Here is a 26195-nt window from a genome sequence, read left to right on the forward strand (position 1 = left end):
CGTGCTTCCTCGGGGAATGTCCCCTCCGGAGACTCTTTCATCAACTCGTAGAGTGAACTGGTTCATCCAAGGATGGGCCTTGGCACAGCAGCATGCATCGATGAGTTACAGCGGCAGGTTATGATCAGCCGCCTCCAAGGGAAGCTCACGATTTGAATAGCCTAAGCATCATTCTGCCGGCAAAGAACGAAGCGGCCGCGCTGACCGGTCTGTTGCCACGCCTGCGTACTGCGCAACCGGCCGCCGAAATCGTCGTGGTCGACGATGGCTCCACCGACGACACCAGGCGAATTTGCGCCGAAGCAGGGGTGGTGTGCCTGTCCTCGCCCTATTCGATGGGTAACGGCGCCGCCATAAAGCGAGGTGCTCGTGCGGCCCAGGGCGAAGTACTCGTCTTCATGGACGGTGACGGGCAGCATGACCCGGCCGATGTGGCACGGCTGTTGGCCAGTCTGGGGGAGGGCTATGACATGGCTGTAGGCGCCCGGGATTGGGGCAGTCAGGCCGGAGTTGGACGTGGTATCGCAAACACCTTGTACAACTGGTTGGCTAGTCGCATGACCGGTCATCAAGTCGATGATCTGACCTCTGGCTTCCGCGCTGTCCGGGCGAACAAATTTCGCGAATTCCTGCACTTGCTGCCCAACGGCTTCAGCTATCCCACGACCACTACCATGGCGTTTTTCCGTAGCGCCTATCCGATTGCTTATGTGCCCATCAAGGCTGCGCGACGGGTGGGCAAAAGCCATATCAGGCCGTTGCGAGACGGTGTGCGCTTTCTGCTGATCATCTTCAAGATTGCCACGCTGTACTCGCCGTTGAAGCTCTTTGTACCAACCAGTGCACTGTTTTTTTTGCTCGGCTGCATCAACTACGCCTGGACTTTTTGGCACGAAGGTCGCCTGACCAACGGCAGTGCGCTGATGTGGAGCGCGGCGGTGATCGTGTTTTTGATCGGTTTGGTGTCAGAACAGATTACGGCACTCCTTTATACGCGTCTTGAGCGCTGATGGCATCGATTGAAAAGAGCTGGGCAAATGTCTTTGCCCGCACTCCGCTCCATCCACAATGGCTGTTGGGCCGAAGGCGGGTGCCTTCGGGCATTGCCCATGCATCCGGGCGAATACTGGACATAGGCGCTGCGGATCGCTGGATTGAACCTCATCTGCCACGCGGCATAGAGTACGTGGCCCTGGACTATCCCTCCACAGGCCGTGACATGTATGGAGCCATGCCGCACGTTTTTGCCGATGGGGCTCGGTTGCCCTTTCCTGATGGGTGCTTTGACGGCGTCGTATGCTTGGAAGTACTTGAGCACGTGCCTGATCCAGCTATCGTCGTGACGCAGATTGGGCGTGTGCTCAAGCGAGGAGGGCGGGCGTGGCTATCCATGCCATTTCTTTACCCGTTGCACGACGCGCCCTTTGACTTCCAGCGCTACACGGAATATGGCTTGGCCCGTGATATCGCCCGTGCCGGATTGCATGTTGTCTCCTTGCAAAAGAGTAACCATGCGGTGCACGCGGCAGGTTTGCTTGCTTGTCTAGCCATTGCAGGCGGGGCATATGCCAAGCCGGGTGCTAGACGAATATGCCTGCTGCCCGTGGCTGCAGTTGCCATTCTTCTTATAAATCTGATCGCATGGCTGCTTGGCAAGGCGTGGCCCGACTGGGGCCATATGGCGACGGGTCACGTGCTGGAGGTGCGTAAACCGTGAATGACACCGCAAATCATGCTTTGCGGCCGACGCTCGTGGTCCTTGCCTCGACTTACCCACGCTGGAGCGGAGATCCGGAGCCGGCCTTCGTCCATGAATTGTCACGACGGCTTGTCCAGCGCTTTCACGTGATTGCTATCGTCCCGGATGCCCTTGGCGCGGATCAAAGCGGGCTGCACGACGGTGTCGAGGTCATCCGTTACCGCTATGCGCCACGCCTTCTTCAAACGCTGGTAAACGATGGCGGCATCGTTTCCAATCTGCGTCGTAGTCGCTGGAAGCTATTGTTACTTCCCTCGTTTGTCCTGGCTCAGGCGTGGTGCCTATGGAGACTACTGCACAAAACCAGGGTTGATGCGATTCATGCCCATTGGCTGCTTCCGCAAGGACTAATCGCGGTTCTCTTGCGCAAATTGTCAAATCGTCGTCCCGCGCTGCTGGTGACGTCACATGGGGCGGACCTATACGCGCTACGCGGATATTGGATGAATGTGCTCAAGCGCTTTGTCATTCGCAACGCCGATGCAGTCTCGGTGGTCAGTGCCGCCATGTGCTCCGAACTAAAGCGAATCGGCGCATTCGTAGAAAGCAAGGTAGCCGTGAGACCCATGGGGGTCGACCTGCTAGAGGCTTTCAAGCCCGATCCACGGGTGTCCCGCTCAGACTTCGAGCTTTTGTTTGTCGGGCGACTGGTTGAAAAAAAAGGATTGCGCTATCTGATTGACGTGATGCCGAACGTGCTCGAATCAGTTCCCGACGCACGGCTTACCATCGTCGGCTTTGGCCCTGAGCTCCCTTGCCTGAAAAAACGGGTGGACGACCATGGGTTAGGGCACAAGATTCAATTCGTCGGGGCCGAGCCGCAATCGCGGCTGCCGGCCTACTATCAGCGTGCGACAGTATTCGTCGCACCGTTTGTCGAGGCTGAATCCGGCGATCAAGAAGGGTTGGGACTGGTCGCCATTGAGGCGGCTGGATGCGGTTGCCCTGTCGTCCTGGGAGACGTGCCAGGCGCGCACGGACTATTGGATGCCTCATGCGCAAAATTCGTACGACCAAAGGATGCGAGTGAGCTCGCGGCCGCCATTGTTGAGCTATTGACGGACAGGGCAGGGCGTGAATGCTTGGCGGCCCGGGCGCGCGAGCGAGTCGCCAAGGCTGTCGATTGGGGTGTGGTGTCTGGAGAATATGCCGACCTCATTGATGGCGTGGTGAATGCCAGGTCTTGATGCTGCCCAGGCAAAATGCCGAGGCCAGAAAGCAGCGCGTGAGAACAACGCGCGCGCGTAGAGGCAGTGCTTTGCATTGAACGAGGCGTTCACCGATCCCTGCTGCCGGCAACAGGAGAAGGCCTACGGCCGCCCCAAGACAGGTCAGTACCGGATGTATAGCGATGTCCATGTGAGACTGGCCCAGTCGCCCGTAGGCTTGCGGGTGTCGCGTACGGAATCGGGGAGCGGTGCGCCACGCCGCTTCCTTGTTCTTGGCCATTAGCAGGGAAAGATGAGTGGGGTCTGAATGAATGACGCTTGCGTCGCTCACCAAATGGGTTGAGATGCCAGCAGCATGCAAGCGAAGCAGCAGATCTCGATCTTCGAATCCGTAGTACCTGTAGCCTTCGTCGTAGCCGCCAAGTTGAAGTAGCGTGTCGCGTTCCAGCAGCATATTGGCGGTGCTAAGCGCTCCTGGTTCGCCAGCTTTATGCTCGCGGAGGCGGCGGCTTGCTCCCAATCGCTGATAGATTGGCCAAAAACCGTTGCCCTTGTAGCGCACTTCACCAATATGCACGCGATTGCGAGCTATGTCGCGTAGGAGCTTTTTCAAATAGTCCGTGGAGCCGGGTGTGCAATCGCAGTCAAGTACTAGCAATATGCGGCCGCTGGCCTCTCGCGCACCGGTATTGCGCGCCGCAGATCGTCCGGCATTGCGTGCGTGGCGAATGAGCTTGATGCGGGTCCCGAATTCGGATCCAAGGCGCTCAGCGGCTCCGTCCGTAGAGCCATCATCGACTACAATGATTTCAAGTGCGAAGCCAGCGGGAAGTACCTGGTTGAGAAGGGCATGGACGGTGCGGGCCGTCTGGGCAGACGCATTGCGGGATGGAATGACGACGGACACGGTGTCGTTCGGGAGGCTATTCATTTGGATTGTCGATCGCCGACTGCTGTCTGGGGCTGCATGATGGCAACTCTATGCAAGAGAAATGCGCTGGCGGATGATATGGATACCAATCGAGTAAAGACTAAAGTCCATTGAGGCCTGTATGGGAAGTGTTCCGGCCGTATCGGTTATTACCGTCGTTTACAACGCCGCATCGTGCATAGAGAAATGCCTGCGTAGTGTAGCGGAGCAGCAGGGAGTGGCCTACGAGCACATCGTAATCGACGGTGGTTCGACCGATGGCACGGTGGATATCCTCAGGCGGCATGCGGAAAAGCTAGCGTTTTGGTGTTCGGAACCCGATGCCGGCATCGCGGACGCCATGAACAAGGGGGTAGCGAGGGCAACGGGAAAGTGGATCATTTTCATCCATGCGGATGATGGCCTTGCCGGTCCGGATGTCCTGGCAAAGGCCACGGCAAGTATCCCGGAATCCGCGGACATCGTCGCATTCCCGGTTCTCTTTGGGACGCCAGGGAGCCAGCGCGTGATCCGCCCCAAGCCGGTCAAGTCTCGAATGCGCCTGAAGCTTGGAATGTGCCACCAGGGGATGTTGGCCCGCCGGCGGCTGTTCGACAAGATAGGGGGGTTCAATGTTGATCTGAGGATATGCATGGATTACGAGCACGTACTGCGCGCGATTTCCGCAGGTTGTGCTGTGTCCGTGTTTGAGGAGCCGGTCATCTCCTGGATGAGCGATGCCGGTTTGAGTAGCCGAAACGACTGGCGCTCCGTGCGTACTAGGCTGCTGGAAGAAAAGCGAGTCAATGAAAAGTATGCTCAGTCGCGCCTGCTGCGCCGCATCTTGCGCGTGTATTGGCAGTTGTATCTACCTTATCGTCGATTGCGTGCGTGGATTCACGATACCGGGTCGACTTGAATAGCGGCATTCAGTGATGGATTGCCCCTGATCTGCCAAGCTCCGCTTCCATCATCCTCTGGACAACCTCGGGCATGGTATTTTTGGCGCGCCAGCCAAGCAACTGGTGAGCCCTGGCAGGGTTGGCTCTGCTTTCATTCAGGTCGGTCGGTCGGAACAAACTTTCATCCGTGACGACGTGGTCGCGCCAGCTAAGCCCCACTGACGCAAAAGCGGCACTGACAAACTCCTCCAGGGTGCAAGTACGGCCCGTTGCAATCACCAGATCCTGCGCGTTGTCCAGTTGCATCATCATCCACATCGCCTCGACGTATTCGGGCGCCCAGCCCCAGTCGCGTGATATCGCCAGATTGCCCAAGTGCAACTTTTCTCCACTGCCGGATGCAATCCTCGCCGCCGTCGCAATGATTTTTCGAGTGACGAACCGTTCGGGGCGCAGCGGTGATTCGTGGTTGAACAGGATTCCGGTGCAGGCATTGAGTCCATAGGCCTCGCGATAATTGGCTACCGACCAGAATGCAGCAGCCTTGGCGACGGCATAGGGGCTTCGCGGGCGAAATGGGGTGTTCTCATCGCAAGGCTGGGCGGCCGCGGCTCCGAAGCACTCGCCGGAACCGGCGTTGTAGAACTTCGTGCTGGCGCCAGTGAAGCGTATGGCTTCGAGAATGTTCAAGGTGGATATGCCGACGCTCTCCATGGTCTGCAGCGGCTGTTCAAACGACATGGCCACGGAACTCTGTCCGGCCAGGTTATAGATCTCGTCCGGAGCCACTTGGGATAGGGCTTGCAGGACACTTCTGAAGTCCGTGGTGGCTATCGACAGGAGATTTACCTCGCCCTTGATGCCCAGCGTCTGCAGATTGTTGAAACTCTCCATCTGCGCGTCGCGCGAGCTACCGAAGACTTCATAGCCCTTTGAAATCAGTAGTCTTGCCAAGTAGCTTCCGTCTTGGCCACTTACCCCGCATATGAGTGCGCGCTTCATGGAAGTTCAGGCTCCGACGAGTCGTTGGTATTGATCAAGAGTTTCGATGGCGCATTTTTTCCAGGAAAAGCGCTTGATTTGTTCATGTCCTCGTGCGATCAGCGTGGAAGATCGTTGTTCTGACGAGACCACTCGCTCGATCGCAGCGCAAATATCATTCGGATCATGCGGATCAAAAAGTTCGGCTGCCTCGCCGACAACCTCGGGAAGCGAGCTAGTACCGGAGCATAGTACAGGACAGCCGTGAGCCATGGCTTCGAGGGGGGGGATGCCGAATCCTTCGTACAAAGATGGATATATGAATGCGGCGGCGCCGGAGTACAGGCTTGCAAGCACCTCATCGCCGCCCTCGACATGGATGGCGTCTTCCATCGACATGCCATGCGAGCGCATGGCCTGCCGTTCGTCATCGGTAAATCCGCCGCCGCCAAAGAAGATCATCGCAAACGAATTGCGCAATGCTCTGGATTGGCCGTATGCGGCAATCAGGTTCATGAAATTTTTGTATCCGCCGCGGTTGCCCACGTAGAGTAGATAGGGTTTATGGCACGGCGGTTGGTATCCGCTACCTGCGGTAGCCTTGCCAATTAGCGAATGACCAAGGTACACGACGGAGGTCATGCGCTCGGGCACATCCAGAATTTCGATCAAGTCACGACGCGTGTTTTCGGAGATGCAAATGATGTGGTCGGCGTTGCGCACGGCGGCCTGCTTCATCGCAGCAGTCTTTCCATTATCCTTGAGTGATTCCGGAAAGCGTTCGTGGATCATATCGAAGACGGTCAGGACGCGCTTCGAACGCGCGGGTGCATAGCTCGTGGGGGCATAGTAGGTCCGATGGACAATGTCGATGTCCCTGCGATTCTTGACCGAGAAGCTTCCGGCGATGCCGTTGAAAAGATCCAGGGCAACGGTTGATCCACGGAATTTCGACAGGCGGACTCCGCGGCTGGTCGATTGAGCGCCATCGCCCAGGTAGGCGTTGATGTGTAATGGCGCGAAAATATCGGCATGATTGCCTTGCATGGATGGGATTCGGCTTGCCAGTTCAAAAAAATAGCGCGAAATACCGCCATATTTCTGTCGGATAAAAATCTGGTGGTCGTAGATGATCTTCATGCTAATGCCGGTCGACTCATGCTGTGCTCTCAAGCATGCCGCCATAGCGTCTTGACGCTGCGCTGGATTCGCAGGAGCTTGAGTTTTGCCTCGTGCCGGATTTGCGTTCTTGCTGCACGAAGATTCAGTCGGCAAAGTCGCCGCACGAGCAAGAATTTCTGTCTGTTGTTGGCGGTCTGTAGCGAATTCATTGCGATTCGTGACAGATCCAGGAACGGGACTATCCATTGCAGGGTGCCGGATCGGTAACGGGAGAAGATATTCAACTGGTTGCTGGCGCCGTGTCGACCGAGCTCCACATGGCCGGAGTCCAGGCGCCGGAATTTACCGACCTTGAGCAACTGCACGATCAATGCCCAGTCGGCACCGAGATAGTGCTTGGACTGATGCAGCCAGAAACCAAGCTCTTTTCGACGAAATAACGAATAGAACCTGCCGTTGGCGTGCCAGTCCTCAAAGAATTTGATGATGTTTTCGTTTGCGTCTTCATCGCAAAGCGTACGGTCGCCCATGCGTATCGGGTCTGGTTCCATGCCCTCGAATCGAGTCGGACATGTTGCCCCGACGTAGTCGGATTTCTTATCAAGAAGATCGACGCACAACGCCAGAAAATCTCGCGAACGCATGTCATCTGCCGCGGCCCACATGAAATATTCGCAGTCGGCTTCCTGCAGCACGTAGTCGAAGTTCGCTTCTGCGCCGAGATTGATTGCCTGCCGGATGTACCGAATGCGGGAGTCCTGCCTGGCGAAAACTGAGCAAATCTCCGAGGTGGCATCCGTGGAGGCATTGTCGGAAATGATCAATTGGAAGTCGGCGAAAGTTTGTTGCAGGAGCGACTCAATGACAGCGGCCACGGTTTTTTCGCCGTTGAATACCGGCATGCCGATTGTTACACGGGTTTTTCGACGTTCAGACATGCGGCACCGTTTTCACTCGTCTTTCAGCCACAGGCTCGAAACCTGCTTCCAGCCTGTGTTCCAGATGCAGGCCGCAAATGATGCGGCGAACGCAGCCACGGCGAGGAAGATCTGTTCGATGGGGGCATTGAGCACGATAGAACACGCGAACAGTGGCAATACCACTGTGATCGCCAAGGCCATCGGCGTCAGTACGCACTTCAGATACCAGGGCTTCCTTGCCGAATCCAGCAGCTTTCGGTAAGCCAGCGGTGCCGAAAACAGCATGTAGCCTATGTTCAATAGCAGCCACGGCCACGCCGCGCCCTGCAAGCCGTACTGCCTTACCAGGGTTATGGTCAGGATTGGGAACAGTGCGGCAGCAACAAGATTCTGGACCAGCGAAAGGCGGGTCTTCTTGTGTGCGAGTTGCAATGCATACGGCAGGTGCATGAAGGCATTGCACATGGTACCGATTGAAATCAGCGTTAAAGGCAGGCTAGCTGAATTGGCGGCGACCTGACTTCCAGTCCATGCAAACAGCAGGGTATGCCCGAAAAACGCCAGTACGAGCGTTGCCGGTACTACCGCGACCGACAACAGGCCGGCCGCTTGCAGATACGTGTCCTGGAGATCGGAGTTGCTGCCATGCCCATCCGCGAGCTGGGCGATTCGTGGGTAGTAGGTATTGAATACGGGTCCGGTTGCTCGCAGCGTCAAGGTGCCCGCCGACCAAGCGATCATGTAATAACCGAAAGATTCCAGGGATAACAGACGGGACAGGATGACCTTGTCGAGCTGAGTGAGAAGCAGACCCAGCACGTTGATGAGTCCGACTCCTGCGGTGAATCGGCCGGTCCTGTGGATCGACCCTAGCTGGAACCGTGCCTTGGGCGAGCCCAGGGATTTCCATACCAGGACGTGAAAACAGGACAGAGTGAGCGCACTCGCCACGCACTGCCATGCGAAGAAGACTGTGACCGTAGGCGAATACAGCCAGAGCAACAGGACGGCGCCGCCGCCTCTGCACGTCGTCGAAATGGCATTCACTACGTTCAAGCTTACTTGCCGCTGCAAGCCTATCCAGCAGCCGGTGTAGAAAGCCAAGGGAAATTGCAGTGCAATGGCGATGCCGGCCAGGGTCAATCCACGGCTGACATCGGGATATTTTTCCGGAGGCACATGGAGCCAGGAATCGGCAAGTACTGGAGACAGCGCAACCAAGCCGATGCCGATCACGAGTGCGATAAGCAGGAACAGCACTTCGACGGTGCGAAGCATGTCCGCTAAGTTCCGACGATCAGCGCCGGTGCTGAGGGGATAGGCGACCGCCTCACGGGTAACGGTCGCCCCCAGGCCGCCATCCATGATCACCAGCAGCGCGCTCAGAGTCATAAAGAACCCGATGAGACCGAACCCTGATGCGCCAATGAAATGGAGATAGAACGGCACGAAGACTAGTGCCATCAAGGCAGACCAGCCCTGTCCGAACAGGTTGGCGAGCAGGTTGCTACGGATATGCCGTGTGTGCACGAGTTTAACTTTGCACGTGTGTCTGGCCGTCACTCGGGGCGGCGCAAATAGCCATCGGGGGCCACCGTAATCAACAGCTTGCTTTCCAGGGCCGAGTCAAGCTCGAAGTCCAGCCTCTTGCCATCCGCGGCATAACGCCCCTCTTGCTTCAGGCTCCGCAGATACTCCCACACCGCCGTCTTGGGATTGTTGCCCTTCCCCCAGGGGCGGTCGGGGTACATCGTCTCGGGAAGATCCTCCACGACGGTATCGAACACGACGCAGTAACTGCCCGGGCTGACAAGGGGCGCATAAGCCTCGAGTTCAGCCAGGACATGCCCATGGGTGTGGTTTGAGTCCAAGATCACCAACACGCGCTGGTGATCAGCCGCTGCAGCATGGACTTTTGCAATGATTTCCGGAGCGATTGAGGAGCCTTGGATCATGTCAATGCGATGCGCCATCGGATGCGCCTCGATCGCCGCGCGATTGTGAGCGCGGATATCGATGTCGATGCCGAGCACGCGGCGTCGTGTGGCGTTTGGATCAAGCATCTGGCCAGCTTCGATGGCGTCGCAATAATCCAGCAGCGAAAGCATCGACGCGCTGAGGATCAACGAGCCACCATGTGCGATGCCGGTTTCGATGATGAGGTCAGGCTTGACTTGCCAAATCAATTCCTGGATCGCCACCATGTCTTGCGGCACTTGGATGATGGGGCGGCCAAGCCATTGAAAGTTGTAGGCATAACGAAGTGCGGTGATATCGTTTAGCCACTCGGCAGATTTGCGTTTTATATCTCCGTTCTGACTTAACCGGAGGATGTTGTTAGCCACTTCGGACTTGAACTCTTCAGTGGGATCCATTGGCGAACTCCTTCCAGGAAACGGTTCCCGAGCAGATGTGTTTTGCTCCATTGCGTCCGCAGTTGGCGATCAAATCCAATCCAGAGACGAATGGGGTGAATTCATTGCCGGACTGCGGATATGGAATTTTCTGATAATTCATGTATCGCACCTCGACGCCGTTTGACTCGAACAGTTCGTGATCAAGATAGTTCCGTGCACCATGTCCGGTAATGTAGACTGTGGCTTCAAGTTTGCGACAGATGGCAAGCAATCGCTCGCTGCTACGGCCATGCACATCAAGCGACGCGGAGGGTATGAAGCGGCAGCGATTGTTTAAGCCGAAATATCTAACCATGGCCATGATTGATTCACGTGACACATCCGCTAGGCTGGTCGCGTGTATGGAGTGCGCATCATCGAACACGCCAATCATGTCTTCGAAATACGGTGAGTGGCGATAGTATTGGGTAAGCGTGTTTCGATGTTGCTCGCGCCAGTCGAAAGAATCGTCCACCAAAACGTGATCTATGAGGGTCTCACGTGGGTGTTTCTTGGTTGGCACGGTTAGCCAGCGAGTGCTGCTTTCGGACCTGATCTGCACGCGATTGTAGAAGCCCCGGGTGAACTGCACATCGTCATAATGTACAAAGGCGTCCGCGAGCTTGACCTGTTCAAGCAGGCCAACCCATGGGAAATACATTGATTGCGAAATTACAAGTTGCATGTCAGACACCGATCTCGGTGATATGGTCGCAACCAAAATTTTTCATGAAATGGGCAAACGCTTCGCGTACAGCGTTGGAAAGAGGAGCTTGCATGGGAGAGTCAACGCCAGCGATCACCATTTCGTGCCAGCGCAAGGTTAGCCATGTTTTTTGCACAAAACTGATGCGCTCGCCGTACTCAATCGAGCAGTCAGGATCAACGGTCGTTGCAGCCTGTAATAGGATCTCTCCCGTGTCCAACCCGGCATCCACGCGGTGCAGTGTGGCACCGATATGATCGACTCTCGCACGTAGTGCCTTTCGTACAGCGCCCAGTCCTGGGAATGATGGCAGGAGCGATGGATGGATGTTGCAAACATTCATATGATCTATCAATGGCTTGTCGATTCTGCGGGTGTAAAACAGTAAAACGTCCTGCAAATCTTGGTGCCGGAAAAACGAATACGCATCTTCCGAAAACGTCCTTGCGTCTGAATAGTTGATTTCCTTCAATGCGATAGCATTGGTTTTTGCCCACCTAGACAGGCCGCAGTCTCGGTCCGTGATCACGCACCAGGACTGTTTCTTTCCGGCACTTGCCAGGCATTCGGCCGCAGCGGCCAGTGCCGACCCGCCGCTCGAGCCGATTATGCCAAGGGGGGGCGAGACAGGTGCGCGTGTCAAGGCTGGCTCAAGCTTGAGCATACGATGCTTGACACCCGGTCAATTTCCGCAGTTGTCATGTCGTTATAACTCGGTAAATTCAGCGCCCTCCTGGACAACGACTGGCCGATTTTATGCGAAGGGTACGTGCCGAACAGGCCTAGCGACGAGAGCGGCCAGAAGAAAACACGCCCATCAATGTTGTCTGCGCGAAAGGCGGCCAGCAGGTCGTCGCGGTCGAACGGAACGTCCTTGTCGACGACGATCGTTGGCATCCAATAACCGTTAACGGTGCCGATGGGTTCGGGGTTCATCGCCAGTGGCAGCTCCGCGAGCGCGCTGCGGTAGTGCTCGAAGATACGGCGCTTAGTGGCAACCAGTTCCTCGACGCGTTCCAGCTGCGCGCAACCAATCGCGGCCTGCAAATTGGACATCTTGTACTTGAAGCCAGTCGTTGCAGGCCAGAACTGGCGTGTCTCGCCGCGGGCGCGGCCGTGATTGGACAAGGTCAGCACACGTTCGTACAGCGCATCATCGTTGGTGACGAAGACTCCGCCTTCGCCGGTGGTGATGGTCTTGGTGCCGTGGAAAGAGAACGCGCCAAAGGCTCCCATGGAGCCGGCACGGCGACCATGCCAGATCGATCCGATGGCTTCGGCGGCATCTTCTATGAGGTGCAGTCCGTGTTTGCGGGCGACATCGGCCAGCGCGTTCATGTCGCAAAGATTGCCATACAGATGCACGGCCAGGATGGCCTTGGTGCGCGGAGTGATTGCCGCTTCCACGGCAGCGGGATCGAGACACCAAGTATCCGATAGCACATCCACGAGCACCGGTTTTGCACCGAGGTGTACGATGGGAGCTGCTGAAGCGATCCAGTTGATATCGCCGAGGATCACTTCATCGCCGGGTCCGATGCCGAGGCCGGCCATGCCCATGTGCAGTGCGCCGGTGCCGCTGGACGTTGCGATGGCATGGGGGACCCCGAGATGTTGCCTGAACTGCTGTTCGAAGCGTTCGATGTATTCGTAGCACCTCTCGCCCCAGCCATGCGTGGCCGCATCCGTGGCATAGCGAATCTCTAGCTCCGTTATGGATGGCTTGGTGTAGTAGATGCGGCTGCTTTTACTTTCGGCGTTCATGACATGACCAATCGTGGAATCGCGGTGACGAATTTCCCGCCCCATTCGCGGATATAGGCAAGTTGCTGTGTGATTTCCTCGCGCAGATTCCACGGCAAAATCACCACGAAGTTGGGGTGACTCTCACGGATGCATGCTTCTTCGACGACCGGAATACGTGAGCCGGGCAGATAGCGGCCCTGCTTGTGCGGCGAGGCGTCCACCACATAGCCGAGCAGATCGGGGCGTATACCGGCGTAGTTGAGCAAGGTGTTGCCCTTGGCAGCGGCGCCATAGCCCACGACCTGCTTGTCATTGCGCTTGCAGTCGAGCAGGAAGGCGAGAAAGGTGTTCTTGATGTCGTCGGCCAGCGGCTGGAAGCCGTGGTAGTAGTCCATCTCCAGCATGCCGGCAGAGCGTTCCTTGGCCAGCAGAGCAGCGACGGCGGGTGTTTCGCGGTGTAAAGCCTCGTCGTGACAGGCCCACAGGCGTAGCGAGCCGCCGTGCGTAGGCAGTTCCTCAACATCCCAGATGCGCAATCCGTGGCTGGCGAAAATCCGCTGCACGGTATGGAACGAAAAATACGAAAAGTGTTCGTGATAAACGGTATCGAACTGACGTTGCGCAACCAGTTGCAGCAGATGTGGAAATTCGACGGTGATCACACCCCGCACCGCGAGCACGACATTCAGCCCGGCCACGAAGTCGTTGAGGTCTGGTACGTGCGCCAGCACGTTGTTGGCGATCACAAGATCGGCCTGGCCTCGCGCTGCCGTGTAGTTCTGTGCGAAGCGTTTGCCGAAGAAGCGATCGAGCGTCTCGATGCCGCGCTCGCGGGCCGCCGCCGCCGTGCTGGCCGTTGGCTCGATGCCGACGCAGGGGATGCCGTGCGCCTTGACATACTGCAGGAGATAGCCGTCGTTCGATGCGATCTCCATGACCAGGCTTTGCGAATCCAGACCCAGGCGCTCCACGGCCCGATCGACGTAGTTCTTGGCGTGCGCGAGCCAGGTACGGGAGTACGACGAGAAGTAGACGTAGTCGCTGGAGAACAATGCATCATGCTTCTGTACTTCTTCCACCTGTACCAGGTGGCAGTCGGTGCAGGTGTAAAGGCGCAGGGGGAAGTGCAACTCCGGCGAGTTCAGTTCAGCAGCATTGAGGAAGGCATTGGACGGCGGCGCGCTGCCGAGATCCAGGAACACGTCGTGCAGCGGAGTCTGGCAATAGCGGCATTTCATTGGTGCACCCCGATGAACGCATCGTCGAGCAATGGGTAGCTGACATCTCGTTCGGAGATGGCGGACACCTCAAGCGGCCATTCGATGGCGAGGCGCGGGTCGTCATGACGCAGTCCGGCTTCGCAGGCGGGGGTCCAAGGCATGGTGTGCATGTAAAGCAGTTGTGCCTCGTCGGTCAGCGCCTGGAATCCGTGGGCAAAGCCTTCAGGGATGAACACGGCGCGATCATTGTCGTCAGCGAGCTCGAATGCATGCCAATGAAGGAAGGTGGGCGAGCCCTTGCGCAGGTCCACCGCTACATCGAATACGCTTCCATGTACGCAGCGGATCAGCTTCGCCTCTGCGGCGGGTGGTGTCTGATAGTGCAGGCCGCGCAAGGTGCCGCGTGCGCGGGTTTCGGAGATATTGATCTGCGTGAAATGCAGTCCGGGACGTATCGGCGCGAGTTCCTGCTCGCAGAATAGGCGCGTGAAACGACCGCGGGCGTCCCCGACCGGCGTGGTGCGAATTTCGTACAAGCCATCGAGTGGGGTGGGGTAGATCTTCACACTGTCCACTCCAGGCCGGCGTAGCGGGCGTCGTCGACATAAGCGACAAGATCGCGCTCGCTGTCGATTCGCTGCGCTTCGTAGTAGCCGCGATACCATGAGGCTGTCCTGCCCAACGCTGTGCTGAGGTTCCAGACGGGCCGCCACGCGAGCTGCTGTCGCGCCCTGTCGCAGTTCAGGCGTAGAAGTTTTGCTTCATGCGGATGCCATGCTCGATCGTGCTCGGTGCGTAATGCGGGCCAATGAGTGCTAAGTTGCGAAACGAGCGAGCCGACGCTGATTTCATCAGCAGCGTCAGGGCCGAAGTTCCACGCGCCGGCGAAACCGGCGTCGTTCCAGAGCAATTGTCCGAGGCGCAAATAGCCCGAAAGTGGCTCTAGCACATGTTGCCAAGGACGCACCGCTGCAGGATTGCGGATCATGAGTGCACCGCCCGTTGCGGCAGCGCGAACCAGGTCCGGGACTAGCCGATCTTCGGCCCAGTCGCCACCGCCGATCACATTGCCAGCTCGCGCAGTGGCGACGCGGACGGGGGATTCTCCGGCACCTTCGGCCGCGAAAAAGCTCTTACGATAGCTGTCCGAAACCAGTTCGGCGCAAGCCTTGGAGCTGCTGTATGGATCGTGGCCACCAAGCGGATCGGTTTCCCGGTACCCGTCGGGGTTCGCATGCTCAGCGTAGACCTTGTCGGTAGTGGCATTGATCAGCACGCGCACGGATGCGCAACTGCGGGCGGCCTCGAACAGGTTGACGAGCCCCATCACGTTGGTATCGAACGTGCCCACCGGATCACGGTAGCTGCGGCGGACCAAGGGCTGGGCCGCAAGATGGAAAATGATTTCGGGGCGATGGGTATCGAACACCCTTGCCAGGCCCTCGGCATCGCGCAGGTCCACGCGATGATCGGCGACATCACTCAAGCCTAGAATGTGCCAATGCGATGGATGGGTGTCCGGATCCAGTGCAAGCCCGGCAATCTCGGCATTCAGTGCACGCAGCCACAGGGCCAGCCAGGAGCCCTTGAATCCGGTGTGGCCGGTGACCAGCACCCGCCGCCCGGCATAGGTGCCGCCGAACAGGTTCAAGGCCACACCTTCCAGGGTGCCTTGCCGGTTTGCCAGAGCTCTTCCAGCTTGATCCTGTCGCGCAGCGTGTCCATGGGTTGCCAGAACCCGTCGTGGGTGTAGGCGGACAGTTGATGGTTGCGAGCGAGCGATTCCAATGGCTCTCTTTCCCAGGTGGTGTCATCGCCTGCGATGTAGCTCAGGACGGCCGGCTCAAGCACGAAGAAACCGCCATTGATCCATGAGCCGTCGCCCAGGGGCTTTTCGCTGAAACGGGTGATGCGGTTGCCTACAAGATCCAGAGCACCGAATCGTCCGGGCGGCTGCACAGCGCATACCGTGGCCAGGGTGCCCTGGGCGCGATGGAAAGCGAGTTCAGCTTGGATGTCGATGTCCGAAAGACCATCGCCGTAGGTGAAGCAAAATGTCTCGTTTTCGAGAAATTCACTCACGCGTTTCAATCGCCCACCGGTCTGGGTCTGCTCACCAGTATCGACGAGCGTGATGCGCCATGGTTCTGCGTGGCGATGATGCACGTGCATCTGGTTTTTCGACAGGTCGAAAGTGATGTCGGATGTGTGCAGGAAATAGTTGGAGAAATATTCTTTGATCATGTACCCCTTGTAGCCAAGGCAGACGATGAAGTCATTGACGCCGTGGTGGGAGTACGTCTTCAAAATGTGCCACAGCACCGGCTTGCCGCCAACTTCGATCATGGGCTTGGGGCGGACGATCGATTCCTCGCTGATCCTGGTCCCCAGGCCGCCTGCGAGAATGACTGCCTTCATTTTTTGGCGTCCTGCGCGAGGCCTGGGTACATATCGATCTGCGCCTTCGGGGCGTTGTCCCGGTAGTCGGCGTAAGTTTGCATGAGGCCGTCTTCGAGGTTGGTCATGAGGGTGGGCCCGAGCAGCGCCTGCATGCGTCCGCAATCCAGCAGCTTGCGCGGCGTTCCATCCGGCTTGCTGTGGTCGAATCCGATCTTTCCCGCATATCCGACCACATGGGAGATGGCATTGGCCAATGCCGCGATGCTGACCTCGAGTCCGGATCCGACGTTGACGATTTCTTCGCCGCTGTAATGCTCCATCAGCAGTACCAGCGCTCTGGCGAGGTCGTCGACATACAGGAATTCGCGCAGCGGCTTGCCGCTTCCCCAGATCATGATCTCGGGGGCATTGGAAAGCTTCGATTCATGAAAGCGCCGGATCAAGGCTGGGACTACATGGGCGTTTTCAGGGTGATAGTTGTCGCCGGGCCCATACAAATTGGTCGGCATGGTCACAATGGCGTCGAAACCATGCTCGCGACGATACGCCTGGCACATCCGCAAGCCGGCGATCTTCGCTATCGCATAGGGCTCGTTGCTTGGCTCCAGTGGCCCGGTCAGGAGGTACTCTTCCTTGATGGGTTGAGGACAGTCTCGTGGGTAAATACACGACGAACCGAGGAAGAGGAGTTTCCTGGTGCCGTGCTTCCAAGCCGAGTGGATGACATGGGTCTGGATGGCCAGGTTGTCTCGGATGAATTCCGCCGGGTAGGTGCTGTTGGCGAGGATGCCACCGACCTTGGCGGCGGCCAGGAATACATAGTCCGGCCGCTCGGTGGCGAAAAAATCATCAACGGCGGCCTGGCAGGAAAGATCCAGTTCCTGGTGCGAGCGCAGGATCAGATTGCGCGCGCCGCGGGATGTGAGGTGACGGACGATCGCACCTCCCACCAGGCCACGATGGCCGGCCACGTAGATTCGCCCTCGCTGCAAGTCCATGAGCTTCAGTCCTGCGCAGACACAGTATGGAAGCCGGCCGTGCGCATAAGTGCGTCGCGACGGGACAATGCCAGGTCGGAGTGCATCATCTCCGCGACCATCTCGCGAAAGCCGGTGCGCGGCGACCAACCGAGGCACTTGCGCGCCTTGCTGGCGTCGCCGAGCAGCGTTTCGACTTCGGCCGGGCGATAGTAGCGCGGGTCGACGGCCACGATGCGCTGGCCAGGGCGAACCGCCGATTCAGTCGGCGTGTCGACAGCGATGGCTTCTTCTGCGGCACCCGTACCCTGCCAGTTGAGCGTGATGCCTACTTCACGGGCTGCGTATTCCACGAATTCACGGACCGTGTGCTGCACCCCCGTTGCAATGACGAAATCATCAGCCTTCGGTTGCTGCAACATGAGCCACTGTGCTTCTACATAGTCGCGCGCATGGCCCCAGTCGCGCCTGGCATCCAGGTTGCCCAGATACAGGCACTGCTGGAGCCCCTGGTGAAGACGGGCGAGGCCGCGGGTAATCTTGCGGCTCACGAATGTTTCACCGCGCGAGGGAGATTCGTGGTTGAAGAGAATGCCATTACAGGCGTACATCCCATAGGACTCGCGATAGTTGACGGTGATCCAATAGGCGTAGAGCTTGGCCACGCCATAGGGCGAGCGTGGGTGAAAAGGAGTGCTTTCCCGTTGCGGGGTCTCTTGCACGAGGCCGTACAGCTCCGAGGTCGAGGCCTGATAGAAGCGAGTCTTGTGCTCGAGTCCAAGGATGCGGATGGCTTCCAACAGGCGCAGGGACCCCAGCGCGTCGGCGTTGGCGGTGTATTCGGGTGTCTCGAACGACACCTGCACATGGCTCTGGGCGCCTAGGTTGTAGATCTCATCCGGCTGTATCTGCTGGACGATGCGGATCAGGTTGGTGGCATCGGTGAGGTCGCCGTAGTGCAGGAAGAATCGACGCCCCGGATCGTGAGGATCCTGGTAGAGATGGTCTATGCGATCGGTATTGAAGGATGACGCACGGCGCTTGATGCCGTGCACTTCGTAGCCTTTTGCCAAGAGGAACTCGGCCAGATAGGCCCCGTCCTGACCGGTGATGCCTGAGATCAGTGCGCGCTTCATCGAGGATTTCTTATGCCTTAGTGCGAGCCTAGGTGGCTGCTGAGCTCGTCCAATTGGTCGTCCAGCCTGCCGCCAGTATTGAGCAAGCGTAGCCGATCCAGCGCCTTGATCGCGACTTGCCGCTGCCCTTGCGCCACAAGCATGCGGATCCTTGTGACCTGGTAGGCGGGTTCGTGGGGCGCGCCTTGCACGGCGCCCTCGATCATCCGTAGGCCCAGTGCATGGTCGTCAAGTACGTTCCAGGCATAGTCGCTGTAAATGGCCTGCAGGCGGGGGGTGGGGTGAGCAAGTGCGGTCTCGAAGGCCTGGACCATGCGGTCGGTGGGCAGGGGGCAGGCGCTAGCCCGGGCGCATTGGACGAGCGCAGCGAGCGAGCTCTCGTCCTGCACTCCTGGCGGCCTGGCGCTGAGCTTGGCGACCATGCTGTCCCACCATTGTGCCTTGAGCGGCCGGCCCATGCGCGAGTTCATGAATATCAGCGCCTGCTGCGGCAGGATCGAGGATTGGGGAAGGGCGGCGGCCCGCTCCAGGGGTGCATACGCCAGTTCCGTATAGGGCGAGGCTGGATCGTAGTGCGAGTAGATGATGTAGGTGCGACCCAGCTCATACTGGGCTCGAGGTGAGTCGGGGCCGCGCGATGCGAGTTCCCGGGCGAGGCGTAACGGATCGCCCCAGGCATACGCGGTGGTTGCCGTCGATGCGGTCCACCATAGCAACAGGCAAGCCAGCAATGCCTGGGGTAACCAAGCCGGCCATGGACCTCCTGGCTTGGGATTTGGTAAGCCCATTGCGGCAGGCGTCGCGGCGAGCAAGGGCACCAGGGCCAGCAGCACGCCGAAACTGGCGAAATAGTTGCGGTGCTCGTAGACCAGTTCCAGCGGAAGGATGGTGCCGGTCAACAGGTGGCAACCCAAATACAACGCGATGCTCAATGACAGCAGCGGCTGCTTGCGGCGTAGCGTGAAAATCAACGCGACCAGGGCGGCGAGGCAAAGCATGCCTGCCAGGGTGGTCCATGGCGATAGCAAACCGGTCGAGACGTTGAAATCGTCGTGATAGAACGACAGGTCATGCGGCAACGGGAGCAGCGTCCACACAAGATAGTCGCAGAGGATGCGTGCCTCGCTCAGCAGTCGGGTGCCCAGCGTGAAGTCGCGCGTGGCCCAAGCCGAAGGGCTGAGTACGGCAGGCAGCAGCCATATCAGGCCGAGGATGAGCGGCAGCAGGAGCATGAGGGCGAACATGGTGGCGATGCGCCAATCCCTCCTTCTGCCATGCTTGGGGGGGGCTCTCAGGCGGAAAACGATCCATTCGATCAGGAACGCATACAGCGGCAACATCACCGCTGTTTCCTTGACCGCGAGGCCGATTACCGTGAACAGGATCAGGCTTGCGATGCACAGCCACAGGCCGACTGGTACTGATCGTCCTCGGCTGGCAAGAGGACGCACGGCTGCGGTGGCCGCTATTTCGTGCTCATTGCTCTGTGTGTGATCGGGGAAATGATTTGCCGCGCCGTCCGTGCGCAGCATGCTCAGTCGACCCGTCACGTAGCCGAGCAGGCCCAGCAGGACGAACAGGTTCGCCATGCTCTCCTCTCTCTGCACCACGTAAAGCACGGCCGTCAGGTTGATCGGCAGTAGCATCCAGCCGGCTGCAATCAGTATGGCAATCCAATCCGCACCCTGGTGCTGCCGGCGTTCCCCTGCCTGCGCAGCGTGTGCCGGACTTGAAGGGTGGGCACGATCAGGGAAGAGGGTGGCTTTCAGCAGCTCCCGTGCCAGCAGGAACACAAGCACCCCGTTCACAAGGTGCACGACGAGGTTGAACAGCTTCCAGCTCCAAGGATCGAGGCCACCGATCAGGTAATTCACTGCAAAGCTCAACGAAGCGAGCGGGCGCTTGAATTCGCTGGCGGGCGAGGAAAGCGCTGCGCCCCATATGGCCGGCACGCTGATCTCGTGCGGCTGCACGCTCGGATTGTCGACGATATTGGGATAGTCGTCGAACAACCAGCCGCCGGAGAGGCCAGGCCAATAGGCCGCCGCGGTGATCAGCAGCGCGATCGGTAAAAGCCAGCGCATCGTGTACATGTTCCGGAAAGTGATCATGTCATCCAGGCGGAAAGGAACAGCCGCTATTCTGCCGCACCACGCCGCGCGCTGCGTTTATTGAGACTTGCTGGCCGCGGGTGCCCCGGGATTGCGCATTTTTTCGATTTCGACGATGGCGGCCGCATCGATCGCGCGGTCGTCCACCAGCAAGCGGCGAAGGAGCGGCAGGCGGCTGTAGTCCGCGCTGCGCAGTGTGCTTATGGCCTGGCCGTACAAGCTTGCGCTTGCCAAGTACTTGGCTCGCAGGCGGGGAATTTCGGCATCGGGGTCGTTGCGATAGGTCTCGTCCAGTTCCTGGATGGTCATGTCCAACCGGCCATGCGCCACCGCCCAGAAATGCTTCTGGTAATGCAGGAATCCAGCGGCCAGGCCATCATTTCGATAGGCCGGGTTGCCGAGCAGGATATCGGCGCTGTGCAGCCAAGCCTGATCGTCGAACGCCGGACAGCGCCCGTTGGCGGCCAGTTCGCGTAGTGTCGACATATTTTCAAAGCCGCTGCGGTCGAATGGCGCAATGCGCAGAATGTCATCCATCCGCTGGACATCCGCTGCCGTCAGCCTACCTTGCATGCACAGCAGGTAAAGGCGATTTTCCGCGAGACCCGCGTTGGCGGGATGGCGAACATCAATGGCATCGATCACCTGCAGGGATTGGTCCACCATGCCGTGCTGCAGTAATTGCTGGGCCAGGAAGCTCTGGGCACGGATCGAGTCCGGTTGGTTGTGGGCCCAAGTGGCAGCCAGGCGCTCCGCGGAGGAATAAACACGGGCACTGAGTGCTGTGGTGAGGCAGCAGGCCATTAGCCACAGACCACAAACCAGCAGGTAAAGACGCCTCCTTTGCGGGGTCTCGCGTGCGATCCCGATGGCGAGCGCTGCCATGACACCCATCAGCGGCAGGTAATTGCGATGCTCGAAATACAGCTCCAACATGACCGTCGAGCTTTCCAGCAACTGGCCGCCGAGGTACCAGAGTATGCCCAGCGAAAGCAGTGGCCAGCGGCGTGTACCAACCACGGCCACGACCAGTGCGGCCAAAAGAGCCAGCAGGCACGGGCCGGTGGTCCAAGGATTGAACCATCCTTGCGATACGACAAAACTATCGTGGTACAGGCCGTAGAGTCCGAAGCGAGGCACAAAGCTTTTGTCGAGATAGCTGGCCAGTGCCCGCGGCTCAGTCAGCAGACGCTCGCCGAGGGTGAAATCGCGGAACCCGTGAACTCCCCACTGCACTGGTATCTGCCACAGCAAGTAGCCCAGCACGAACAACACTACTGGCCAGATCAGCAAACGGCGCAGCCAGGACAGCCGGCTGGGCAGTCGACGCACAGCTTGGCGCAACACGGTGGCATCGAGCGCCAAGGCATACAGCGGCAACAGGATTCCATTTTCCTTGCTGAGGAAGGCCAGCCCCGTGCATGCGCCAAGGCCCAGCATCATCCATATGCCCCGCCGCCAATCCTGTGCGTTCGTCTCCAGCAGCGCGCGCAGATAGGCCTGCAGGCCTAGCAGCACGAAGAACGCCATCAGCAGCGTCATGCGCTGTACCACGAGCAGCACGCCTGAGATCTGGATCGGATCGAGTAGCCAGGCTGCTGTAGCGAGATTGGCGGCCAGCCAGGCACGTCGCTCGTCGGCTTGGTCAGCCAGGTAGGTACGTGCCAGACGCAGCACAAGCAGGAACACCAGCACACCATTCAGCAGATGCAGGCCGATGTTTACCAAACGGAATGGAAAGGGGTGGTCTGGCCATGCCGACTTCTGCAACAGGAAGCTCAGCATGGCCAAGGGTCTGCCCGGGAAGCTGCGGGGTTGGGACAGGTAGATGCCTAAGTCGCGCCAGCTCGAAACATGATCGATGCTGGTCAATGCCGCGAGATTGGGAAAGTCGTCGAACAGGAACGGGCCGTGCAGAGCGGGCCAATACAGTGCGGTACAAACAGCCAGTACTAGAACCAAGAAAAGCAAAGCACGTTGTTGCAGCGGCATGGTGGGCCTTGGTGGCGTGGACTGGACCTGGACAGCCGACGCCGCGGCTACGGCGAGAATCAAAGGCTGCTTCAGCGTTTATTGGCAGGTCGCTGGCAGATAGGTCGCATCCGCGTTGCTGGTGCATTGCCAGTCGGCTGTACCGCTGCTTGCGCTTAGGGTGAACGTCACTGTTTTACCCTGCAATCGAGGCGAGATGCTTGCATTGCGCATGGTAGCTGTCACTGTGCAGCCGCCGGCAACGATTGGCGAAACGTCTACTTGCGCTACGAATTTGCCGCTGTAGCTTGCGGCCGCGCTGAGACCATTGCTGCCGGTGGCGGGGCAGTTGCCAGTCTGATTGTAGTACTCCGCTATCGGGGTCTTCATGCCGTCGACGATAGTGAAGGCTTCACTCAGTTGTGCCTTGCCAGTGGAATTTTGGTAGACAGTGATGGCGATGGAGGCAAGGATAGCGACAATGGCCACCACAATCATCAGTTCGATTAACGTGAAACCTTTTTGGGTCTTCATGGTTTGCGTGATCCCCCTTCACGGATACCAAAAAATCGAGAGCAACCAGCGTGCCATGAATCCGTTCAAAACGGACCTGCGTCGCAAAAGAAAGGGCTCCAAGAATTAGGAGCCCCTTCGGATTGAAACCGTTGCACTAAGGCAGTTACGAGATACTACCTAATTAGTTGCAAACAGCGGGCTTGTACTGAGTTGCAAGTCCGTTGGTCGTGCAGACCCACGAGAAGGTGCCGCCGTTGTTGGTGCCAGTGATGGTTACCGTCTTACCCACCAGCGGTGAGGACACCGAACCAGCAGCCTTGAACGCCATTTGGATCGTGCACGGGCCAGCACCGCCGGCGGTGTCTGCCTTAGCAACGTACTTGCCGACGTAGCTCGTGTCCAACGCGATGCCGCCCGTGCCATTGGCTGGGCATTGGCCGGTCTGGTTGAAGTACTCCACGATCGGGGTCTTCAGGCCATCGGCGATCGTTTGCGTCTCAGAGAACTGCGACTTGGTGATGTAGTTCTGGTACTGCGGAATGGCGATAGCGGCCAGGATCGCGATGATCGCAACCACGATCATCAGTTCGATCAGGGTAAAGCCTTTTTGCATGGTCTTCATGGATGGTTCCTTTGCTTTGGTTAGCTAACCGTTGATGCCCCCTGAGCCCCAGTCCCGAAACCCCCTAGGCAGGATCGGCCCCACTCATCATGGTCAGGAACGACCAGGAAGCTGACTCAGTCGATGCACTATACATGCCACGGCGTGGCCGGCAAAAAGCCCTTGGGAAGGCGGCTGCTCGTACTGTGGTAAGCGTCACGAAAGACAATTTGCCCCGGAGCAAGGTAAGCCACTTCCAGCGCCCTGTGCTGCCTCCGGCCGAGCGGCGAGAGAATCTTTTGCGTCCATCTGTGACATTTTTTGTCAGTTTTGCGGCAGGTTAAGGCACGCAGCATCGTCATTCCCTTGTGCATGTGATCGGCGAAGCCCCCTTGCCGCAAAAAGCAGCGTTGGGGACTATTACGCACTTGTCCTTGGCCTAGCCGTGCGGATGCTGATCGGAGTCTGCTGCGGCCGAGAGCGCTCGCTTGGCGCAAGGCTAAGTCACTGAATTGAGGAGATGGTATGAAGCTCATGCTCGCTGCGCTGCTGTTGGCCCTACCTGTCGTATCGACAGCGACGGAATCGCCCCACGGCACGCCTGTGGAAGATCATTCGCCGCATCCTTTCGCTATCAGCGATCTAGTGATGATGGACCGGGTCAGCGACCCGCAGCTCTCAGCGGATGCCCGTTACGCCGCCTTCAATGTTCGCAGCACCGACTATGCGGCGAACAAGGGTGTCAACGCGATTTACGTGCAGGACCTGGCTGAGTCCAGTAGCAAGCCGGTCAAAGTGGTCTCCAAGGCATCCTACCCGCGCTGGTCACCGGACGGAGATAGTCTCTACTACATCGCTCCTGCTGACGGCGTCGCCCAACTGTGGCGATTGGACTTTCAAGCCGGCAAGCATGGCCTCGATCTGCCGGCGACTTCCGAGCCGGTGCAGGTAAGCCACGGCCCCTTGGACATCGACGCTTATAGGCTTTCGCCGGATGGCAAGAGCGTGCTGCTTTCTTATGCCGTGTTTACCGATTGCAACGACCTGGCCTGCACCAAGGAGCGCCTCGATGGCCGCGCCAAGGACAAGTCCACCGGCACGGTCTACCAGAAGCTGTTCGTGCGTCACTGGGACACTTGGGCAGACGGGCGCCGCAATCAGTTGTACATCGCGCACTTTGCTGCGGACGGAAGCCTGCCAGCGGAGCCGACGTGGCTGAGTCGTGGTATGGATGGCGACATCCCCAGCAAGCCGTTCGGCGACGATAGCGAGTTCGCCTTCTCGCCCGATGGCCGTACCGTGTACTTCGATGTGCGCATCGCGGGCAACAGCGAGCCGTGGTCCACCAACTTCGACATCTATAAGGTGTCGGCAGACGGCGCGTCCGCACCGCAGAACCTCACCGAAGCCAATAGAGCCTGGGATACCGCCCCGGTTCCGTCGCCCGATGGCAAGACGCTTTACTACCTCGCCATGAAGACGCCCGGCTTCGAGGCCGATCGTTTTGGCATCATGGCTTTGGATCTGGCAACGGGCACCTCGCGTGAAATCGATCCCGCTTGGGATCGTTCTGCCGGCGGCATGCAAGTGAGTGCCGATGGCAAGACCTTGCTCGTCACTGCGGATGACCAAGGGCAGCACCCGCTGTTTGCGGTGGACGTTGCTACCGGCAAGGTTGAGAAGCTGGTAGGCAATGGCGCCGTAAGCAGCTATTCGCTGGTTGGCAAGCGCGTCCTGCTGGCACGGGACGATCTGAAGCGTCCATCCGATCTCTACACCGCCAGCATCGAAGGCAAGGGCTTGAAGCAGATCACGCATTTCAACGCGGAGCGCCTGAAGAACGCCAGGGTGGGTGATGCGGAGTTCTTCACCTTCAAGGGCTGGAACAATGAAACGGTGCAGGGCTACGTCGTAAAGCCGGTGGACTACAAGGCGGGCCACCACTACCCGGTTGCCTTCATCATCCATGGCGGTCCGCAGGGTGCCATGAACAATGACTGGAGCTATCGCTGGAATCCCCAGACGTATGCGGGCCAGGGCTTTGCCGTGGTGACCATCAATTTTCACGGTTCCACGGGTTACGGCCAGGCGTTTACGGACTCCATTTCGGGTGACTGGGGCGGCAAACCGCTGGAAGACCTCAAGCTTGGCTGGCAGGCGGCACTCGATAAATATCACTTCCTGGATGGCGATCGTGCTTGCGCGCTCGGCGCGAGCTATGGCGGTTACATGACGTACTGGATTGCCGGCGTATGGAACAAGCCGTGGAAATGCCTGGTAGACCACGACGGCGTGTTCGATGCCCGCATGATGTACTACGCCACCGAAGAACTATGGTTTGAAGAGCGCGAAAACGGCGGGGCGCAGTTCGACGTGCCGGCGAACTACGAGAAATTCAATCCAGTCAACCATGTCAAGGATTGGCGCGTGCCGATGCTGGTGGTCCACTCGGGCAACGACTTCCGCATTCCGATCACGCAGGGCCTGGGAGCGTTCACTGCGTTGCAGAGACAGGGCATTCCCAGTGAATTGCTCACCTTCCCGGACGAGAATCACTGGGTGCTCAAGCCGCAGAACAGCGTGCAGTGGCACGAAACGGTCAATGCCTGGTTGAAAAAGTGGACGGCGGAAACCGATAAGTGATGTGAACCT

General features: G+C 58.5%; 24 protein-coding genes. 5 read left to right on the top strand and 19 right to left on the bottom strand.

All coding sequences use genetic code 11. The annotated features are described in order from the left end of the window. Positions 1-152: 152 nt before the first annotated feature. The 3 genes from EKH80_RS08495 to EKH80_RS08505 are packed head-to-tail and all read left to right on the top strand — an operon-like array spanning position 153 to position 2946. The gene (locus EKH80_RS08495) at positions 153-1010 is read left to right on the top strand and encodes a glycosyltransferase family 2 protein (protein WP_126684301.1); all 858 of its coding nucleotides are present in this window, start codon (positions 153-155) and stop codon (positions 1008-1010) included. Beyond that, positions 1010-1717, top strand: coding sequence for a class I SAM-dependent methyltransferase (locus EKH80_RS08500; protein WP_126684302.1), 708 nt, complete (start codon positions 1010-1012; stop codon positions 1715-1717). Before EKH80_RS08495 ends, EKH80_RS08500 begins: the two co-directional genes overlap by 1 nt. Beyond that, a complete protein-coding gene (locus tag EKH80_RS08505) occupies positions 1714-2946 on the top strand; it encodes a glycosyltransferase (protein WP_126684303.1) in 1233 nt (410 codons plus the stop codon). The genes EKH80_RS08500 and EKH80_RS08505 overlap by 4 nt, the downstream gene beginning before the upstream one ends. On the opposite strand, the gene EKH80_RS08510 is transcribed toward EKH80_RS08505, so the two are convergent. Further along, the gene (locus EKH80_RS08510) at positions 2915-3835 is read right to left on the bottom strand and encodes a glycosyltransferase family 2 protein (protein WP_158628795.1); all 921 of its coding nucleotides are present in this window, start codon (positions 3833-3835) and stop codon (positions 2915-2917) included. The genes EKH80_RS08505 and EKH80_RS08510 overlap by 32 nt on opposite strands. Before the next feature lie 145 nt (positions 3836-3980). Here EKH80_RS08510 and EKH80_RS08515 point away from each other — a divergent pair, with 145 nt between their 5' ends. Further along, positions 3981-4757 carry a glycosyltransferase family 2 protein gene (locus EKH80_RS08515; protein WP_126684305.1) on the top strand — a complete coding sequence of 259 codons (777 nt, stop codon included), beginning with the start codon at positions 3981-3983 and terminating at the stop codon, positions 4755-4757. Between the two features lie 10 nt (positions 4758-4767). Here the strand turns inward: EKH80_RS08515 and EKH80_RS08520 are convergent, their stop codons facing one another. The 18 genes from EKH80_RS08520 to EKH80_RS08605 form a co-directional block, all read right to left on the bottom strand. After that, positions 4768-5742: a GDP-mannose 4,6-dehydratase gene (locus tag EKH80_RS08520; RefSeq protein WP_126684306.1), complete on the bottom strand. Its 975-nt coding sequence runs from the start codon at positions 5740-5742 to the stop codon at positions 4768-4770. A 6-nt stretch (positions 5743-5748) separates the two neighbouring features. Beyond that, a complete protein-coding gene (locus tag EKH80_RS08525) occupies positions 5749-6861 on the bottom strand; it encodes a glycosyltransferase family 4 protein (protein ID WP_126684307.1) in 1113 nt (370 codons plus the stop codon). A gap of 29 nt (positions 6862-6890) precedes the next feature. Beyond that, complete coding sequence (locus EKH80_RS08530) at positions 6891-7781, bottom strand: glycosyltransferase family 2 protein (RefSeq protein ID WP_126684308.1); 891 nt, start codon at positions 7779-7781, stop codon at positions 6891-6893. Between the two features lie 12 nt (positions 7782-7793). After that, a complete protein-coding gene (locus EKH80_RS08535) occupies positions 7794-9326 on the bottom strand; it encodes a lipopolysaccharide biosynthesis protein (RefSeq protein WP_126684309.1) in 1533 nt (510 codons plus the stop codon). Further along, entirely contained in the window at positions 9323-10138 is an 816-nt protein-coding gene (locus tag EKH80_RS08540; protein ID WP_126684310.1) for a cephalosporin hydroxylase family protein, read from the bottom strand. Before EKH80_RS08540 ends, EKH80_RS08535 begins: the two co-directional genes overlap by 4 nt. Continuing rightward, positions 10125-10844: a WbqC family protein gene (locus EKH80_RS08545; RefSeq protein WP_126684311.1), complete on the bottom strand. Its 720-nt coding sequence runs from the start codon at positions 10842-10844 to the stop codon at positions 10125-10127. The genes EKH80_RS08540 and EKH80_RS08545 overlap by 14 nt, the downstream gene beginning before the upstream one ends. A 1-nt stretch (position 10845) precedes the next feature. Next, positions 10846-11529, bottom strand: coding sequence for a formyltransferase family protein (locus tag EKH80_RS08550; RefSeq protein WP_126684312.1), 684 nt, complete (start codon positions 11527-11529; stop codon positions 10846-10848). After that, a complete protein-coding gene (locus EKH80_RS08555) occupies positions 11505-12629 on the bottom strand; it encodes a DegT/DnrJ/EryC1/StrS family aminotransferase (RefSeq protein ID WP_126684455.1) in 1125 nt (374 codons plus the stop codon). Before EKH80_RS08555 ends, EKH80_RS08550 begins: the two co-directional genes overlap by 25 nt. Then, positions 12626-13849 carry a class I SAM-dependent methyltransferase gene (locus tag EKH80_RS08560; RefSeq protein ID WP_126684313.1) on the bottom strand — a complete coding sequence of 408 codons (1224 nt, stop codon included), beginning with the start codon at positions 13847-13849 and terminating at the stop codon, positions 12626-12628. The genes EKH80_RS08555 and EKH80_RS08560 overlap by 4 nt, the downstream gene beginning before the upstream one ends. Continuing rightward, a complete protein-coding gene (gene rfbC / locus EKH80_RS08565; protein WP_230473513.1) occupies positions 13846-14397 on the bottom strand; it encodes a dTDP-4-dehydrorhamnose 3,5-epimerase in 552 nt (183 codons plus the stop codon). The genes EKH80_RS08560 and rfbC overlap by 4 nt, the downstream gene beginning before the upstream one ends. Next, positions 14394-15488: a CDP-glucose 4,6-dehydratase gene (gene rfbG, locus EKH80_RS08570; protein WP_230473516.1), complete on the bottom strand. Its 1095-nt coding sequence runs from the start codon at positions 15486-15488 to the stop codon at positions 14394-14396. Before rfbG ends, rfbC begins: the two co-directional genes overlap by 4 nt. Continuing rightward, on the bottom strand, positions 15479-16249 hold the full coding sequence (rfbF, locus tag EKH80_RS08575; protein WP_126684316.1) for a glucose-1-phosphate cytidylyltransferase: 771 nt from the start codon (positions 16247-16249) through the stop codon (positions 15479-15481). Before rfbF ends, rfbG begins: the two co-directional genes overlap by 10 nt. Then, positions 16246-17202: an NAD-dependent epimerase/dehydratase family protein gene (locus EKH80_RS08580; protein WP_425481138.1), complete on the bottom strand. Its 957-nt coding sequence runs from the start codon at positions 17200-17202 to the stop codon at positions 16246-16248. The genes rfbF and EKH80_RS08580 overlap by 4 nt, the downstream gene beginning before the upstream one ends. Positions 17203-17234: 32 nt before the next feature. Then, a complete protein-coding gene (gene gmd, locus EKH80_RS08585) occupies positions 17235-18344 on the bottom strand; it encodes a GDP-mannose 4,6-dehydratase (protein WP_126684318.1) in 1110 nt (369 codons plus the stop codon). Between the two features lie 17 nt (positions 18345-18361). Continuing rightward, a complete protein-coding gene (locus EKH80_RS08590) occupies positions 18362-20428 on the bottom strand; it encodes a hypothetical protein (protein WP_126684319.1) in 2067 nt (688 codons plus the stop codon). 84 nt (positions 20429-20512) lie between these two features. Next, positions 20513-22417 carry a hypothetical protein gene (locus tag EKH80_RS08595; RefSeq protein ID WP_126684320.1) on the bottom strand — a complete coding sequence of 635 codons (1905 nt, stop codon included), beginning with the start codon at positions 22415-22417 and terminating at the stop codon, positions 20513-20515. Positions 22418-22525: 108 nt separating this feature from the next. Next, the gene (locus EKH80_RS08600) at positions 22526-22960 is read right to left on the bottom strand and encodes a pilin (RefSeq protein ID WP_126684321.1); all 435 of its coding nucleotides are present in this window, start codon (positions 22958-22960) and stop codon (positions 22526-22528) included. Between the two features lie 163 nt (positions 22961-23123). Beyond that, positions 23124-23564, bottom strand: a complete 441-nt coding sequence (locus EKH80_RS08605) for a pilin (RefSeq protein ID WP_126684322.1) — start codon at positions 23562-23564, stop codon at positions 23124-23126. Positions 23565-24068: 504 nt separating this feature from the next. Between EKH80_RS08605 and EKH80_RS08610 the strand changes: the two genes are divergently transcribed. Beyond that, positions 24069-26186 (top strand): alpha/beta hydrolase family protein, encoded by a 2118-nt coding sequence (locus EKH80_RS08610; protein WP_126684323.1) that lies wholly within the window; start codon positions 24069-24071, stop codon positions 26184-26186. Positions 26187-26195: the final 9 nt, after the last annotated feature.

It is taken from the genome of Dyella choica, assembly GCF_003977665.1.
Taxonomy (GTDB): Bacteria; Pseudomonadota; Gammaproteobacteria; order Xanthomonadales; family Rhodanobacteraceae; genus Dyella_B; species Dyella_B choica.

Bases quoted from the DNA above. Each gene is read 5' to 3' on its own strand.
- EKH80_RS08500 (WP_126684302.1), top strand. From the start codon at position 1,010: ATGGCATCGATTGAAAAGAGCTGGGCAAATGTCTTTGCCCGCACTCCG.
- EKH80_RS08515 (WP_126684305.1), top strand. From the start codon at position 3,981: ATGGGAAGTGTTCCGGCCGTATCGGTTATTACCGTCGTTTACAACGCC.
- EKH80_RS08520 (WP_126684306.1), bottom strand. From the start codon at position 5,742: ATGAAGCGCGCACTCATATGCGGGGTAAGTGGCCAAGACGGAAGCTAC.
- EKH80_RS08525 (WP_126684307.1), bottom strand. From the start codon at position 6,861: ATGAAGATCATCTACGACCACCAGATTTTTATCCGACAGAAATATGGC.
- EKH80_RS08530 (WP_126684308.1), bottom strand. From the start codon at position 7,781: ATGTCTGAACGTCGAAAAACCCGTGTAACAATCGGCATGCCGGTATTC.
- EKH80_RS08540 (WP_126684310.1), bottom strand. From the start codon at position 10,138: ATGGATCCCACTGAAGAGTTCAAGTCCGAAGTGGCTAACAACATCCTC.
- EKH80_RS08545 (WP_126684311.1), bottom strand. From the start codon at position 10,844: ATGCAACTTGTAATTTCGCAATCAATGTATTTCCCATGGGTTGGCCTG.
- EKH80_RS08550 (WP_126684312.1), bottom strand. From the start codon at position 11,529: ATGCTCAAGCTTGAGCCAGCCTTGACACGCGCACCTGTCTCGCCCCCC.
- EKH80_RS08555 (WP_126684455.1), bottom strand. From the start codon at position 12,629: ATGAACGCCGAAAGTAAAAGCAGCCGCATCTACTACACCAAGCCATCC.
- EKH80_RS08560 (WP_126684313.1), bottom strand. From the start codon at position 13,849: ATGAAATGCCGCTATTGCCAGACTCCGCTGCACGACGTGTTCCTGGAT.
- rfbF (WP_126684316.1), bottom strand. From the start codon at position 16,249: ATGAAGGCAGTCATTCTCGCAGGCGGCCTGGGGACCAGGATCAGCGAG.
- gmd (WP_126684318.1), bottom strand. From the start codon at position 18,344: ATGAAGCGCGCACTGATCTCAGGCATCACCGGTCAGGACGGGGCCTAT.
- EKH80_RS08590 (WP_126684319.1), bottom strand. From the start codon at position 20,428: ATGCGCTGGCTTTTACCGATCGCGCTGCTGATCACCGCGGCGGCCTAT.
- EKH80_RS08600 (WP_126684321.1), bottom strand. From the start codon at position 22,960: ATGAAGACCCAAAAAGGTTTCACGTTAATCGAACTGATGATTGTGGTG.
- EKH80_RS08605 (WP_126684322.1), bottom strand. From the start codon at position 23,564: ATGAAGACCATGCAAAAAGGCTTTACCCTGATCGAACTGATGATCGTG.
- EKH80_RS08610 (WP_126684323.1), top strand. From the start codon at position 24,069: ATGAAGCTCATGCTCGCTGCGCTGCTGTTGGCCCTACCTGTCGTATCG.